The 15,315-nt window shown below is 49.9% G+C and carries 12 protein-coding genes; 8 read left to right on the forward strand and 4 right to left on the reverse strand.

Annotated elements, in window-relative coordinates; all coding sequences use genetic code 11:
* Positions 1 to 185: 185 nt before the first annotated feature.
* The gene (gene glnE, locus PY479_RS02480; RefSeq protein WP_275482773.1) at positions 186 to 3,083 is read left to right on the forward strand and encodes a bifunctional [glutamate--ammonia ligase]-adenylyl-L-tyrosine phosphorylase/[glutamate--ammonia-ligase] adenylyltransferase; all 2,898 of its coding nucleotides are present in this window, start codon (positions 186 to 188) and stop codon (positions 3,081 to 3,083) included.
* Between the two features lie 26 nt (positions 3,084 to 3,109).
* A complete protein-coding gene (locus PY479_RS02485; protein ID WP_275482774.1) occupies positions 3,110 to 3,916 on the forward strand; it encodes a M14 family metallocarboxypeptidase in 807 nt (268 codons plus the stop codon).
* Positions 3,917 to 3,964: 48 nt separating this feature from the next.
* Here the strand turns inward: PY479_RS02485 and PY479_RS02490 are convergent, their stop codons facing one another.
* Positions 3,965 to 4,876, reverse strand: coding sequence for a L,D-transpeptidase family protein (locus tag PY479_RS02490; protein ID WP_212595505.1), 912 nt, complete (start codon positions 4,874 to 4,876; stop codon positions 3,965 to 3,967).
* A 455-nt stretch (positions 4,877 to 5,331) separates the two neighbouring features.
* Here PY479_RS02490 and PY479_RS02495 point away from each other — a divergent pair, with 455 nt between their 5' ends.
* Positions 5,332 to 7,062 carry a potassium/proton antiporter gene (locus tag PY479_RS02495; RefSeq protein WP_275482775.1) on the forward strand — a complete coding sequence of 577 codons (1,731 nt, stop codon included), beginning with the start codon at positions 5,332 to 5,334 and terminating at the stop codon, positions 7,060 to 7,062.
* A 58-nt stretch (positions 7,063 to 7,120) separates the two neighbouring features.
* Here the strand turns inward: PY479_RS02495 and PY479_RS02500 are convergent, their stop codons facing one another.
* Positions 7,121 to 8,047, reverse strand: a complete 927-nt coding sequence (locus tag PY479_RS02500; protein ID WP_275482776.1) for an LpxL/LpxP family Kdo(2)-lipid IV(A) lauroyl/palmitoleoyl acyltransferase — start codon at positions 8,045 to 8,047, stop codon at positions 7,121 to 7,123.
* A gap of 104 nt (positions 8,048 to 8,151) precedes the next feature.
* Between PY479_RS02500 and hldE the strand changes: the two genes are divergently transcribed.
* From hldE to PY479_RS02525, 5 genes are all read left to right on the forward strand, one after another.
* The gene (hldE, locus tag PY479_RS02505; RefSeq protein ID WP_275482777.1) at positions 8,152 to 9,582 is read left to right on the forward strand and encodes a bifunctional D-glycero-beta-D-manno-heptose-7-phosphate kinase/D-glycero-beta-D-manno-heptose 1-phosphate adenylyltransferase HldE; all 1,431 of its coding nucleotides are present in this window, start codon (positions 8,152 to 8,154) and stop codon (positions 9,580 to 9,582) included.
* Positions 9,582 to 10,454, forward strand: coding sequence for a hypothetical protein (locus PY479_RS02510; RefSeq protein ID WP_275482778.1), 873 nt, complete (start codon positions 9,582 to 9,584; stop codon positions 10,452 to 10,454). The genes hldE and PY479_RS02510 overlap by 1 nt, the downstream gene beginning before the upstream one ends.
* Positions 10,455 to 10,553: 99 nt before the next feature.
* Positions 10,554 to 11,033: a TetR family transcriptional regulator gene (locus PY479_RS02515; protein WP_275482779.1), complete on the forward strand. Its 480-nt coding sequence runs from the start codon at positions 10,554 to 10,556 to the stop codon at positions 11,031 to 11,033.
* A 152-nt stretch (positions 11,034 to 11,185) separates the two neighbouring features.
* A complete protein-coding gene (locus tag PY479_RS02520; protein WP_275482780.1) occupies positions 11,186 to 11,527 on the forward strand; it encodes a hypothetical protein in 342 nt (113 codons plus the stop codon).
* Between the two features lie 47 nt (positions 11,528 to 11,574).
* Entirely contained in the window at positions 11,575 to 12,162 is a 588-nt protein-coding gene (locus PY479_RS02525; protein ID WP_275482781.1) for a CBS domain-containing protein, read from the forward strand.
* 68 nt (positions 12,163 to 12,230) lie between these two features.
* Here the strand turns inward: PY479_RS02525 and pntB are convergent, their stop codons facing one another.
* Positions 12,231 to 13,715 carry a Re/Si-specific NAD(P)(+) transhydrogenase subunit beta gene (gene pntB, locus PY479_RS02530; protein ID WP_212595513.1) on the reverse strand — a complete coding sequence of 495 codons (1,485 nt, stop codon included), beginning with the start codon at positions 13,713 to 13,715 and terminating at the stop codon, positions 12,231 to 12,233.
* Between the two features lie 13 nt (positions 13,716 to 13,728).
* Positions 13,729 to 15,258 carry a Re/Si-specific NAD(P)(+) transhydrogenase subunit alpha gene (locus tag PY479_RS02535; RefSeq protein WP_212595514.1) on the reverse strand — a complete coding sequence of 510 codons (1,530 nt, stop codon included), beginning with the start codon at positions 15,256 to 15,258 and terminating at the stop codon, positions 13,729 to 13,731.
* Positions 15,259 to 15,315 lie beyond the last annotated feature (57 nt).

Genomic DNA, 15,315 nt, shown 5'->3' on the forward strand with positions numbered 1-15,315 from the left:
ATTTTATCTGGACCATAGGCCGGACCATCAAGTTGGTGTAATCTGTTCCGTAAGGTATTAACACTGTTTAACAATGCCATACCGGATAGATTGTGTTTAGCTTGCTTGGGGCAAGCCATACTTGGAATTATCTATAACATTATTGACATATTATGTCGATCTGATTTTGACGTACTGGGAGCAATATGGGGACTGCCACAGGCGATCTAAAGCCTTCTTATCCACTTCTTGAACAAACTTCGGACAAGCATCTGCAGCATCTGCGCAGTCGTGCGCCGGAGGTAGAGGCGGAATTGACCCCAGAACAGCAGCATGAATTGAAGCAGGTACTGGGGCTGAGTGATTTCATTGCGGAGCAATTGACTCATCATCCAGAATGGATCCAAGAGTTTTTTGCCGAAGATTTTGCAAAGCCGGAACGACAATTTTTCAGCCAGCAGTTGCAGCAGTTGATGCAGAACGTCAACAGCGAAGAACAAGCCAAAGCGGTACTGCGATACTTCCGTAACAAGCAGATGACCCGACTAGCATGGCGTGATTTCATGGGCCGGGCTCCACTGGAATCCTCGCTGTTGGACCTTTCGGTACTGGCGGAAGCCCTGATCATTTGTGCACGTGACTGGCTGTATCAAGACCTGTGCAACACGTTAGGAACGCCTTGTGATAAAAAGGGTAATCCGCAACCACTGATGATCCTCGGGATGGGAAAGCTCGGTGGCCGTGAACTCAATTTTTCCTCTGATATCGATCTGATCTTTACGTTCCCAGAGCATGGCGAAACGCAAGGTGGCCGTCGGACCTTGGATAACCAGCAGTTTTTTATCCGCATGGGACAACGCTTAGTGAATCTGTTGGGGCAGGTAACCACCGATGGCTTCGTATTTCGGGTGGATATGCGATTGCGTCCTTATGGCGAAAGTGGCCCGCTGGTGGTGAGTTACAGTGCGTTAGAGGATTACTACCAGGAACAGGGCCGAGAGTGGGAGCGCTACGCGATGATTAAAGCGCGAGCGCTTGGACCATGGAACCGCTTTTCTGACCAGCTACACGATCTGTTACGTCCCTTTATCTACCGTCGATATATCGACTTTTCCGCGATTGACTCTTTGCGGCGCATGAAAGCCCTGATCGCGCAAGAAGTGAGACGGCGGCAACTAACAGATAACATCAAACTGGGCGCGGGGGGAATTCGCGAAGTCGAGTTCGTGGTCCAGAGTTTCCAGTTGATCCGTGGTGGTCGTGAACCTGACTTACGCGTTCAAAACCTCTTTACTGCGATCAACACGCTTTATGAGCTCGGGCAAATCGACTACTTGTCGGCGGAGGAATTACGCCAGAATTACTGTTTACTGCGTCGGGTAGAAAATCTGATGCAAGCGATAGCGGATCAACAGACGCAGACACTGCCCAGTCATCCGCTTGACTGGCAGCGCTTATGTTTTGCGCTGGAAATGCAAGATGAAAAGCAGCTGCGAGACGTGATCACGGGTGCCATGCGCAGCGTGCATCGCCATTTTCGCGCCGCAGTTGGTGGTGAAGAGAGCACCGATGCTATCAATGATTGCTGGACGGTACAGTTGTGGGGTTGTCAGACACCAGAGCTGGCACAGTCGATGTTAGCGGAACATGGCATTGAGGATAATGAGTTTGCGCCGTTGCTACGCGCCTGGTGTGACACTATCAGTCACCGCACTATCGGTCCGCGCGGTCGGGAAACCCTAGATAAGTTGATGCCAAAATTGCTGGAAGAGATTGGTTTACAGCCGTTACCGTCACACGCGCTTAAGCCCGTGTTAGGGGTGTTGGAACAGATCCTGACGCGCACGACTTATCTGGAGTTGCTTTACGAAAACCCGGGTGCCAGACAGCAACTGATAAGCTTATGTTTGGCCAGTCCTTGGATTGCCTCTGAAATAGCGCATTTCCCGATGTTGCTAGATGAGTTAATTGATCCTTCGCAGCTTTACAACACCACATCACTCGATGACTACGCCAGTGAACTGCGGCAGTACTTGTTGCGCATTCCCGAAGATGATCTGGAACAACAGATGGAGGCGTTGCGGCAGTTCAAGTTGTCACAACAATTAAAAATAGCGGCTGCCGATGTTACCGGGGTCTTGCCGGTGATGGAGGTCAGTGACCATCTGACGTTTCTCGCGGAAGCCATTATTGAACAGGTGATACAACAAGCCTGGCGCCAAATCACAGAACGTCATGGTAAGCCTATAGGTTTAGAGGCCGGTCAAACCTCATTTGCGGTAGTCGGTTACGGCAAACTCGGCGGTATTGAACTGGGCTATGGCTCGGATCTGGATTTAGTATTTCTACATGACGGTGACAACAGCGGTATGACCGATGGCGAAAGGCCGCTGGATGTCAGCCACTTTTATGTCAAATTGGCGCAGCGGATCCAGCATCTGTTCACCACCCGCACAATGTCTGGCACCTTGTATGAAGTTGATTTGCGGCTACGTCCCTCAGGTTCATCTGGATTGCTGGTCAGCAGTATCGAGGCGTTTGCTGATTATCAGTTTAATGAGGCCTGGACCTGGGAACATCAGGCATTGGTGCGCGCGCGGTTTATCTACGGCGATAACAGTTTAGCGCAACGCTTTGCTGATATTCGCAGTCAGGTGTTGCAGTTGCCACGAGACCAGCAACAGCTATGTAACGATGTCAGAAATATGCGACAGAAGATGCGTGATCATTTATTGAAAGCCCCTGCCGATATGTTTGATTTGAAGCAGAGCCGGGGGGGGGTCACCGATATTGAATTCATTGCCCAATATCTGGTGCTGGCCAATGCGCACGCTTATCCAGAACTTTGCGTGTGGTCGGATAATGTTCGAATATTTGAAGTATTGGCTGATCTGGAATTGCTGCCAACCATGACGGCACAGTTACTGACTCAGGTGTATTGTGAGTTGCGCGATGATAATCATCGACTCACGCTGGCTGGCAAACCCGGTTTGTTGCCTTTGGTTGAGGTTGCGCAAAAGACGCAGCAGGTGTACGAAATTTTTGAACAGGTATTGCTACCTGGTGATGTCAGCCATGATCAAACTCCACCAGTGACTCATTGATGGAAAACTGAAAGCCAAGGAAAGTCATGAATAGTCGCACCCCTTATCAAACATTTCGCTGGCACTCAGAAATTTTTGATTGTTACAGCAATGATATAGAACAGTTTGAGCGTCAGCTGCTGCAAGAAACCGCACGACTACAACTCAAGCCTCGGGTTATCGGGCATATTGATGGCTGGCCACTGCAGCTATGGCAGTCACCTGCGGCCAATGCTGGCTTGCCTTCAGTGTTGATCAGTAGCGGATTTCACGGTGAGGAAGCGGCGGGTCCATGGGGCATGTTGCATTTCATGTCTGAGCTAACGGACACGATTTTTACCCAGATAAATCTGACCTTGTTGCCACTAGCAAATCCGACTGGATTCAGCAAAGGTCATCGATTCAATCGCTTTGGTGAAAACCCTAACCGTGGTTATTTATCGGTTGGTGATGGTGCAACACCGTCAGTGGAGGGCAAATTGCTGCTGGCTCATGCGCAATTGTTATTGGCGGCCAGTCGTGATGGCATTCTTACCTGTCATGAAGACATCTTATCACAGCAAACCTACCTTTATGCCTTTGAGCCCAGTAAGCAACCCGGCGCGTTTAGTCAGGGGTTATTAGCTGCACTGACGCAGTATTTCCCGGTAACAGAGGCCGCAGTTATCGACGATTGCCCCGTTGAAAACGGCATTATCTTCAACCATTTTGACAGTTCTTTTGAAGCCTGGCTGGTACGCAGTGGCGCTAAAGCCGGGGCGTGTAGTGAAACACCAGCTAAAGCGAATTTTGATCGCCGAATATTAGCCAACAGTGCGGTCATGCAACAATTTATCGCTGGCTACCATAACTAAAAAACGCCCACAAAGCAGTGGGCGTTTAGTTCAAAGGCATTTTATGCATCAGTTGATGCGAGTGGGTACACCACTGCGGTCATCTAACACACGTTTTAATACCAGAGAGTTGGTATCGCGCTGTGCAATGAACCGGCTGATTTTGGGAGTAAGTTGCAACACTGTCGGCTCGGCAGAATTAAATTCTGCTTCGGTGCGTGATAGTGGGTTATGCACCTCGACCCAGCGACTGCCATCCGGCTCCAGCGCTGTCTTTATCGGTTGATTGACGAACTGTACTCGGGTACCGACCGGAACAGTTTTGAACAAATGTTCGATATCGTTATTACGCAAACGTACGCAGCCATGGCTGACTCGTAAACCAATACCAAAACTGGCGTTGGTGCCGTGAATGGCATACAAACGTCCCACATACAGCGCGTAAAGTCCCATCGGATTGTCAGCACCGGCTGGCCAAACTGGCGGCAGGGTTTCACCTTTTGCTGCATACTCTTTGCGCATCGCCGCAGTCGGAGTCCAGGTAGGTCCGGCTTTTTTACGCTGGACTTTAGTCACCCAATTTTCCGGCGTATCTTTACCTAACTGACCAATACCGATAGGCAATACTTCTACGCTATTGCGCTCTTTGTGATAGTAATACAAGCGCATTTCCGCCACGTTGATCACGATCCCTTCCATCGGCGCATCTGGCAGGATCAGTTTATGGGGAATTAACAGCGTGCTGCGTGGCTGGGGCAGAAAAGGATCAACCCCTGCATTGGCTTCCAGCATGTTGGTCAGCCCCAACTGGTATTCGGCAGCGATGCCTTCAAGTGTCAGTTTTTTCTCTGGTACCACATAGTACTCATTGTGACCAATCAACCGACTACCATTAGTGGGTAAAGAGTATTCAATGGCACTGGCATTGACACTACATATCATCAGGCCCAAGGACAGGGCGGTATAGAACAGATTACGCATAGGAATTTTGGTTTTTACCTGCTGAATTTGACTACTGCTTTTTTAACCCGGAGCAGGCATCCTTCCCTAATTGTCGAAGAATTTCAACCGGGAGAGGCATTTTAGTGAAATTTGCTCAGAAACTATAGAGCTGCCAGCAGATATTCTTTGTTTTGCTGATTGCGGGTGTCAGATGATGCCGATTGGAACTTCAATATATGCATTAATGGCATTTAATGTATGCCTATCACTAAAAATTTTATCAAACTGTTAAAAATCGAAATTAACTTTAGCTATATGGGGTCAATAGCTTTATAAGAATTTAAAATTAATAACAAAAATATTTTTAATAACTGAAAGTTATCATGTGATTATGTTACAGTGACTAGGGTCATGATAATTACGCAGAAAATGTCATTAGGAGTGACTTTTATCAAGATATAAAGCAACAACCCGGCGGATAAAAGGAGGTAGTTTTGGACGCACACACGATCAATAGTCTTTTTCTGATTGGCGCATTACTGACGGCAATCAGTGTGTTGATTAGTCCGGTATCTTCACGCTTGGGTATCCCTATCCTGGTGGTGTTCTTGGCGGTTGGCATTCTGGCCGGAGAAGACGGCCCTGGTGGGATTGTTTTTGACGATTATTCAACCGCCTATTTAATCAGTAACCTCGCACTGGCAGTCATTTTACTCGATGGTGGTATGCGAACACGTGTCGCTAGTTTCCGCGTAGCGCTGTGGCCTGCGTTATCGTTGGCAACCGTTGGGGTAGTGATCACTACCGGCCTTACCGGCATGCTGGCTGCCTGGTTATTTCATTTACAACCATTGCAAGGGCTATTACTAGGGGCAATTGTTGGGTCTACCGACGCCGCCGCAGTATTTAGTCTGCTCAAAGGTCGCAGTATTAATGAACGTGTGGGCGCTACTTTGGAAATTGAATCCGGTAGTAACGATCCCATGGCGGTGTTTCTGACGGTTACCCTGATTGCGGTGCTCGGTAGCACTAGTCATGAGGGGATCTCGGCAAGTTTTCTAGCACTCAGTTTTATCAAACAGTTCGGTTTCGGGGGACTCTTTGGACTGGTGGGGGGCTGGTTAATCTGGCGCACGGTTAATCGTACTCAGCTTGCTGATGGCTTATATTCCATTCTGGTGCTCAGCGGTGGTCTGATTGTCTACGCTATCTCCAATGCGCTCGGTGGCAGTGGCATCCTGTCTATCTATCTGGTCGGATTGTTTTTGGGAAACCGAGCCACCCGTGGCAAACATGCCATTCTCAACGTGCTGGACGGCATGACCTGGCTGGCGCAGATTGGTATGTTCCTGGTGCTGGGATTGTTGCTGACCCCTTCGGAACTGACGGATATCTGGCTGCCGGGACTGTTGTTGGCTTTTGGCATGATTTTTATTGCTCGTCCCATCGCGGTGTGGATAAGCCTTTGGCCGTTTCGCAGCTTCCAAGCGCGTGAATTACATTTCATTTCATGGGTGGGACTTCGGGGGGCCGTGCCGATTATTCTGGCGGTATTTCCGATGATGGCCGGCCTACCTAACGCCCAGTTGTATTTTAATCTGGCATTTTTTGTGGTGTTGGTTTCGTTGCTTTTACAAGGCAGTACATTAACGTCAGCTGCCCGGTTGGCGAAAATTGAGTTACCACCTAAGCCAGAGCCGGTGTCTCGTGCGGGGATAGAGATATACCCAACTAGCGAGTGGGAGATTTTTGTGTACCGCCTAAAAGCCAGTAAATGGTGTGTCGGCGAGCCACTACGGCATTTATCCATGCCAAATGGTACTCGCATTGCAGCGGTATTCAGAGATCATGAACTGATGCATCCGTCAGGGAGTACCCGGTTAGAAGCTGACGATATCCTTTGTGTGTTAGCGCAAGAGAAGGATCTCGGGCCTTTGAGCCAACTGTTCAGTGAGGCGCCTCAGAAAAAAGATTTGCCGCGTTTTTTCGGCGACTTCTTTATTGCCATGGATGTAAAACTGGCAGATATGGCGCCGATTTATGGGTTCACGTTGGATGAAACACACTTGAGCCTGACGATTAATGAGTTAGTACAGGAACAGTTGGGCAGTTCTCCGGTGGTGGGCGATCAGTTTACTTGGCAGGGCGTCGGCTGGATTGTGGCAGATGTTCAGGATGGCCAAGTTGTTCGCATGGGGATCCGTCTACCGACGCAAGAGTTATGAATCCGCAAGAGTTATGAATCCACGGGGCGTCAGCCCCGTAGGTTTAATGAACTCAGTTTCATTGGTAGAGCGATGGATCGGTTTGTTGCGGCCGAGTTTTAAAGCGTCGGTGTAACCACATGTACTGCGGGATATTACGACTAATCAGTCTTTCGATAATGTGATTGCCACGAATAGCATCGGCTAACTCGTTTTCACCCGGAAAGTTTTCTAACGGTGCTTCAATTTCAATAGTGTAGCCACTGTCATCGGCATTACGCTCCACGAAGAAAGGTAAGACCTTGGCTTTGCCCAATTTTGCCAGCGTCGTGCCGCCGGTGATGGTGGCGGCTTCCTTAACTGCAAAAAATGGAATGAATACGGCACTGGAGCGGCCAAAATCTTGGTCGGCGGTGTACCAGATCACGTCGGGATTGCGCAGGCAACGTACCATTTGTCTTAGATCGCGTTTAGGGATCAACGCCTTGTTGGAACGCAGCCGGCCGCGTACCTGAAGATATTCCATTAATGGGTTATTATGGGGGCGATATACACCCACCCCGGGATGAAACTGACCGAAAATACGAGCGCCCATTTCTAATGGTAAGCAATGCACTGCAAACAGAATTACGCCATGACCGGCATCAAGCGTCTGCTGCACATACTCTTGTCCTTTGATCTGCATGTGCCGCTGGATACGCGCATCACTCCACCACCAGGCATTAATCGTGTCGAAAATCGCTTTGCCAGTTTCTTCAAAGTTACGGAGCAGCAGATGTTGCTGTTGCTCTGCAGTTTGCTCAGGAAAACAGAGTGCCAAGTTACGTCGGGCGATCTTGACCCGACTCCCCGCAAGTGTCATCGCCAACCGCCCCAAGGCCGCCCCTAACTGCATCTGCCATTTAAGTGGCAACATGGTCGTGAGTTTGGCCAAGCCGATACCTAGCCACAGCAGCCAGTATCTGGGATGTAATAAATGAGCCGAAAACTGCGCCTTTTCTACCACGGTATTCCCAAGTGTTACGAAAAAATTAGCGGCTATTCTAACGCAAATTCTTCGGAAAATTAGGTACAATCAGCTTTATTTTGCCAAGACTGGATAAGTTGCAGATGAAAGTGACACTGCCGCCTTTTGAAAAAGCCCGAGTATTGGTCGTGGGCGACGTGATGTTAGACCGGTACTGGACCGGCCCCACTGGCCGTATTTCACCGGAAGCGCCGGTGCCTGTGGTGAAGATTAGCCAGTTAGAGGACCGCCCCGGTGGTGCCGCCAACGTCGCGCTGAATATCGCGGCGCTGGGCGGGCAGGTAACACTTTGTGGCATAGTGGGCAATGATGAAGCGGCGAGTGCGCTGTCGGTGGGGCTTAAGGCACAAGGCGTGGTCCCAGGTTGGTTGCAAGTTGAAGACAAACCGACCATTACCAAGTTACGCGTGCTCAGTCGTAACCAACAGTTGATCCGTTTGGACTTTGAAGAAACCTTTAGCGTGGCGCAGAGTCAGCAACTGATGGCGAATGCTGAGCCACAGCTGGATAACTGTGATGTTGTCATTTTGTCTGATTATGCCAAGGGGGCTATTAGTGACCCGCGGCTCTTTATTCAGACTGCGCGCGCCAAAGGGATCAAAGTATTGGTTGACCCTAAAGGCAGTGATTTTTCCCGTTACCATGGCGCGACGTTGATCACGCCTAATCTGAGCGAGTTTGAAGCGGTTGCCGGACCGGTATCCTCTGATGCCGAATTGGTTAGCAAAGCTCGCCAGCTGATTGTTGAACACCAACTGGATGCCATGCTGATTACTCGCTCCGAACAGGGGATGACTCTGATTACCAGCGCTGGCGATGAATTGCACATCCCGACGGTGGCCCGTGAAGTCTATGATGTCACCGGTGCTGGCGATACCGTCATTTCCGCGTTAGCGAGTGCGCTGGCCGCAGGCAGCGAATTGGCTCAAGCTTGCGCTATAGCCAATACGGCAGCGGGTGTGGTGGTTGGTAAATTGGGCACCTCAACGGTTAGCCGTATTGAACTGATTGAAGCATTATCGTTGAGTCACGGGGAATCCGGGTTTGGTGTCGTCTCCGAAGAGCAATTAGCTTACGCACTAGAGCAAGCCAGATTGCGAGGCGAAAAAGTGGTAATGACTAATGGTTGCTTCGATATCTTGCATGCGGGACATGTTTCTTATCTCAAAGAAGCCCGCGCGTTAGGTGATCGCTTGATTGTAGCGGTCAACGATGACGATTCTGTGCGTCGTTTGAAGGGCGATGGTCGTCCTGTGAACAATGTGGCGCGGCGTATGGCCGTATTGGCCGGTTTAGCTGCCGTAGACTGGGTGGTTCCATTCAGTGAAGACACCCCACAACGTATTATTGCGCGGTTATTACCCGACCTGTTAGTTAAAGGTGGCGATTACCGGGTGGATGAGATTGCCGGTGGTAAGGAAGTGATCGCTGCCGGTGGTAGCGTTAAAGTGCTGGGATTTGAAGATGGCATCTCCACTACGGCAATCATCCAGCGCATTATGGATAAACCCTGATGTTAGCCAGCTTGCTGACGGCCACACTGTTTTGGGCTGATATCGGTCCCAAACAGGCGTTGGTGTGTCCGCCAGCGGTTATTACCCAGTGTCTGGCAACCCTGCCAGATAAAGTCCGTCAGCAATTGCCGAGTGATAAAACTCGTTACAGTGATGCATTAGCGCTGCGTGCAGCGATGGCCATTCCCGTTAATGACCCTGCTATTGCCGGTATTGTGTTGTGGGCTCCTGAACAACTTGCCTCTAGTCAGAGTGCACTTTGGAACGGGCAGGTTTACCAACTGCCGCTGGAGCAGCAGCCCTTGCTGACGTTATGGCATGAGCTGGGGCATCTGGAGATTAAGCGGTTACAGGGAAGTGTGTTGCCGATGAATTTGACCACTTTGGAATATGAGTGGTTGGCTGACTGCTATATGACCTGGCGCAGCGCCAAAAGCACCGGAACGCTGGCGTTGGCCTGGCAACAGTATGATCGCCGCAATCTTGGGGTGATTACCGATATCGATAACTTATCGCACTGGAGTGCATTATATCTGTTACCGGTGCTCACTGATTACAGTGCCGCACAGATTGCCAGTTTCCCGACTTTTAAAGATTTTGTCGCAGATTTTTTCCCGAAAGTTCACCGTTTCGATAATGATGCCGTTGCGGAGTTTTCCAGTCTGTTGCAGCGGGTGTTCGGCTCCGGTAGCGTGCATCCGTTACCGGGCTATATGTTCTGGCGTCGTCCAGCCTTAGGACAGATTCTGCGACCGACGTTTTCCAGACTGATGGGCGAATCAGCCGCTAAGAAATGGTTGCAGCAGCAACGTATGCTGACTCAGACACCGTCATTGGTTCAGGTATCTGAATCTGCCCTGAACAAACCTTAAAAACCGCTCCATGAGTGGGTTTTGGTGCAAGCCATCGCGAAAATCCTTTGGTAAGCTTTGGTTCGATTGAACAGGCGACAGTATCAGAGGACAGTCATTATGGCGAAGCGATCAAAGGCACAGACCGAACTTACCATTCAGCAAATCATGGATGAAGCATTCCGTCAGATTCTGACCATTGGCTTCGAAACTATGTCCTATTCTACGTTGGCTGATGCCTTGGGCATCAGCCGTACCGGTGTAAGCCATCATTTCCCGCGCAAACTGGATTTTTTATTAAGACTCAATGAACGCATCGGCGAGCATTTTATCTCTGCACTGGATTTCTCTAGCAGTGAAGCGCTGCAATATTCGTGGCAACAGGCCATGACCCGGCCGGAACAGCAAGCGGTGCTGCGGCTGTTTTTCAGCATCTGTGGCCGTGTTGAAGATGAAATGTCGGAGTTTATTGCGGTTGAGCAGGCATTGCGGCAAGCCGAGTCTGCGCTCGGTGTCGCCGGCCGCGAACAGGTACAAGAGTTATTAGGTGCCACCGCATTGCAGTTATCTTCCTGCACCTTGCTGGCAAAAGCTGCCTAAAGGGTAAGATGTAACATATTGCTTACATTGTATAAATATTCCTAACAGACGGTTGTCAGGATTACTCTGGCAGCCGTTTTTTTAGTCGTTGCATCTTTACTTCAAACTGTGCTAGTGTCGAAGCATGTTCAAAAGTGAGACGTAGGTCACACATGAAAAGAATGCAGCAAGCAATCACTCTGTGGCTAGCCAGCGTAACGCTGACGTTGTCGCTTGCTGTCATTTCTGCCCCCAGAGATTTGGCTGAAGGTTCGTTGCTATTTGCCGACGACCAGTCAATGCTGCAGGCAATTCTGCCGGATAACTCGTTACCCGCGCTGTTGCTTGAGAATGCTTTTGAACCCATCGAACCAGTTATTCCGCGTACTCGCACTAAGCTGGCGCCACGTAGAGTTCTCAGTAGTGTATTGCCACAGTCGGAATATAAACGTGCACTTGTTAAGACATCGGTCTTTCCGCAAGCGCTGACCCGCGCTCCCCCTGCCTTTGCCTGATATCCCAATAACGTTGTTCAATTTTTGGATTCAAGCAGAGGTGTATTATGAAAACACTGCAAACTTATACTCTTAACTCTTTGGAAATAAACGATAATAGCCGTTTATTGAAGGAAGATTCTAAAGCAACTGCTGCGTTGATGAATTTCAGCTACTCAACTCGCATGGCATTAAATGCCGATATGCCCGTACCTGATGCCTACCAAATCATGACGGCTGAAAACAGTCAGATCAATTATGTGGTTAATGATCATCATGAACTGTTGGGTATCGTCAGCCGCAACTGGCTATCCAGTGACAATCTGATGAAATATACCGATAAAAATCATGGGCCTTCGTTCTGGAGCGTATTTGACCTGATGTTACCTATCTCTGAACTGCCAGCTGTTGATGACGCTCAGTTACAGGATGTTACGGTACTTGATGTGCTGGAAACATTCCGTAGTATCCAACGCGATTTTATGCTGGTATTGGATAGTAATGGTCAAATGCGGGGTTTGCTGAGTGCGGAAGATATGATCGCGCGTTTAGAGCATGCACCGACATTTCGTGATAAAGGCGGCGAAGTACTGGAGATTTTACGGCAGTTACGTGAAAGCCATGGGTTGGAGCCACTGCAAGTCGTTAACGGTTAACCGTTTGCCCTAATAAAAAACCGGTGGCATGCCACCGGTTTTGTTATATGGGAAGCAGAGTCGCAGAATTACAGTGCGTTAAGAATTGCAGTCACAGATTCTTTGGCATCTCCGAACAACATCTGGGTGTTATCTTTGAAGAACAGTGGGTTCTGTACGCCTGCGTATCCAGTATTCATAGAGCGTTTGAATGCGATAACATTCTGTGCTTTCCACACTTCCAATACCGGCATACCGGCAATTGGGCTACCTGGATCTTCTGCCGCAGCAGGGTTAACGGTATCGTTGGCACCGATCACCAATACAGTGTCTGTGTCTTCGAAATCGTCATTAATTTCATCCATTTCCAGCACGATATCATAGGGCACTTTGGCTTCAGCCAGCAGTACGTTCATATGGCCTGGTAGACGACCGGCAACCGGATGGATACCAAAGCGGACTTTGACGCCCATTGCACGCAGTTTCTGGGTGATCTCTGCCACAGGGTATTGTGCTTGCGCAACCGCCATCCCATACCCGGGAGTGATGATCACTGAGCTGGAGTTTTTCAGCAGATCGGCAACTTCTTCGGCAGTAGTTTCACGATATTCACCCAGCTCTTGGTCGCCACTGCTGGTAGCACCATCAGTACCAAAACCACCGGCAATAACAGAGATAAATGAACGATTCATCGCCTTACACATGATGTAAGACAGAATTGCACCTGAAGAACCTACCAACGCGCCGGTTACGATCAGCAGATCGTTCGACAGCATGAAGCCCGCCGCCGCAGCAGCCCATCCTGAATATGAGTTCAACATTGACACAACTACCGGCATGTCAGCTCCGCCGATAGAAGCCACCAGATGCCAGCCAAAGGCCAGGGCAATCAGGGTCATCAACAATACCGCGAAGGTGTTACCACCGGCATTTACAAAGTACAGCAACAATACAAATGCTACGACAACTGCCAGCAGATTCAGCTTATGGCGATGCGGTAGCATCAGTGGCTTGGAGGAGATAATGCCACGAAGCTTACCAAAGGCCACGATTGAACCAGTGAAGGTTACCGCACCGATAAAGATACCGAGGAAGATTTCAACCAGATGGATGTTAAGCATTGCACCTGTCAGCTCGGCATGCTGCGCGGCTTTGGCGGCTTCTTTAAAGGCTTCAGTTGCGGCATCCAATGTTGCTTGCAGATCTGAACCCGCAGTCACTACCACACTGGTAGTGGTTGCCGGATGCAGGTCGATAAAGCTGTTGAAACCTACCAGAACCGCTGCCAGACCTACGAAAGAGTGTAGGATAGCGACCAATTCTGGCATCTGAGTCATTTCTACTTTTAGTGCCAGACGTACGCCTACGGCACCGCCAATCACCATCGCCAGAATGATCCACTGAACACCTGTGGTTTCGGGGTTAAGGATAGTGGCAATCAAGGCGATCGCCATCCCGGAGACCCCTAGAATATTGCCCTGTTTAGCGGTTTCCTGCTTGGAAAGCCCAGCCAAACTCAAAATAAAACACAGCGCTGCAATGATATAGGCCGCTGTTACCAGTCCTTGAGACACGATATCTTCCCCCTTAACCTTTACGGAACATCTTCAGCATGCGCTGAGTGACCGTAAAGCCACCAAAGATGTTAATACTGGCGATCAGCACCGCAAAAAAGGCCAGGCCAGTAACCAGCGCTGAACCCTGACCAATTTGCAGCAATGCACCCACAACGATAATCCCGGAGATAGCGTTGGTGACCGACATCAGCGGGGTATGCAGTGAGTGAGTCACGTTCCATACCACGTAGTAACCGACGATGCAGGACAACAGGAACACGGTAAAATGCGATAAAAACTCTGGAGGTGCGACAGAGGCTACTGCTGCAAAGGCAATTGCGCCGACTGCGCCCAACACATATTTCAGTTTTGATGGGGCTTTAGGCGCGGCCGCTTGTTTAGCAACCGCGTTCGCCGGCTGCTTCTGCGGTGCCGCAGAGACTGAGATCTTTGGTGGCGGGAAGGTCACTTCACCCGCCTTGACCACAGTCATATTACGCATCACGGTATCTTCAAAATCGATAACCGCATTGCCATCTTTTTCTTTGCACATCAGCTTCATCAGGTTCACCAAGTTGGTGCCATAAAGCTGTGAAGATTGTGCCGGTAATCGGCCTGGGAGATCGGTATAACCGATAACTTTTACACCATTAGCGGTGACAAACAATTCACCCGGCTGGGTATATTCACAGTTGCCACCAGTCGCCGCAGCCATATCAACAATGATAGAACCTGGTTTCATGGTGTCGACCATTTCCTTGGTGATCAGCCGTGGTGCAGGGCGTCCTGGGATCAGCGCGGTGGTAATGATGATGTCGACTTCTTTGGCCTGTTTGGCAAACAGTTCCATTTCGGCCTTGATGAACTCTTCGCTCATCACTTTGGCATAACCGTCAGAAGACGCTCCGTCCTCACCACCAAAGTCTAGCTTGAGGAATTCACCGCCCATCGATTCAATCTGTTCAGCCACTTCCAGGCGGGTATCGAATGCTCTGACAATCGCGCCTAATGAACCGGCGGCACCGATTGCGGCGAGACCCGCAACCCCGGCACCAATGACCAGCACTTTAGCAGGAGGCACTTTACCGGCCGCAGTAATTTGACCCGTAAAGAAACGGCCAAATTCATGAGCGGCTTCGACGACTGCGCGGTAGCCCCCGATGTTGGCCATGGAAGACAACGCATCCATGGATTGGGCACGAGAAATACGTGGAACCATGTCCATCGCCATCACATTGATGTTGCGTTTGGAGAGTTTTTCCACTAATTCGGCATTCTGAGCCGGCCAAATAAAGCTGACCAGGGTGGCACCATCTTTAATCTTGGCGATCTCTTCATCTGTAGGTGCATTGACCTTAAAGATGAAATCCGCTTGCCAAACTTCGGGTGCGACAACAGCGCCTGCGGCTTCAAAGGCTGCATCGTCAAAGCTGGACAGCGCCCCCGCGCCTACTTCTACGATGACTTCGAAGCCGAGCTTTTTCAATTGCTCGACGGTGGCCGGGGTCGCTGCGACCCTGGTTTCACCGGGGAGAATTTCTCTCGGTATTCCAATTTGCATGACTGATTCCTGATGATTGATAAATAAACACCTGCCCGCAGTGCTCCTTCTGCAGGC

This window comes from Shewanella sp. A32, assembly GCF_029167175.1.
GTDB lineage: Bacteria > Pseudomonadota > Gammaproteobacteria > Enterobacterales > Shewanellaceae > Shewanella > Shewanella yunxiaonensis.

Excerpts from the sequence above, each read along its gene's own strand:
- glnE (WP_275482773.1), top strand. The coding sequence starts at position 186 with ATGGGGACTGCCACAGGCGATCTAAAGCCTTCTTATCCACTTCTTGAA.
- PY479_RS02485 (WP_275482774.1), top strand. The coding sequence starts at position 3,110 with ATGAATAGTCGCACCCCTTATCAAACATTTCGCTGGCACTCAGAAATT.
- PY479_RS02490 (WP_212595505.1), bottom strand. The coding sequence starts at position 4,876 with ATGCGTAATCTGTTCTATACCGCCCTGTCCTTGGGCCTGATGATATGT.
- hldE (WP_275482777.1), top strand. The coding sequence starts at position 8,152 with ATGAAAGTGACACTGCCGCCTTTTGAAAAAGCCCGAGTATTGGTCGTG.
- PY479_RS02510 (WP_275482778.1), top strand. The coding sequence starts at position 9,582 with ATGTTAGCCAGCTTGCTGACGGCCACACTGTTTTGGGCTGATATCGGT.
- PY479_RS02515 (WP_275482779.1), top strand. The coding sequence starts at position 10,554 with ATGGCGAAGCGATCAAAGGCACAGACCGAACTTACCATTCAGCAAATC.
- PY479_RS02520 (WP_275482780.1), top strand. The coding sequence starts at position 11,186 with ATGAAAAGAATGCAGCAAGCAATCACTCTGTGGCTAGCCAGCGTAACG.
- PY479_RS02525 (WP_275482781.1), top strand. The coding sequence starts at position 11,575 with ATGAAAACACTGCAAACTTATACTCTTAACTCTTTGGAAATAAACGAT.
- PY479_RS02535 (WP_212595514.1), bottom strand. The coding sequence starts at position 15,258 with ATGCAAATTGGAATACCGAGAGAAATTCTCCCCGGTGAAACCAGGGTC.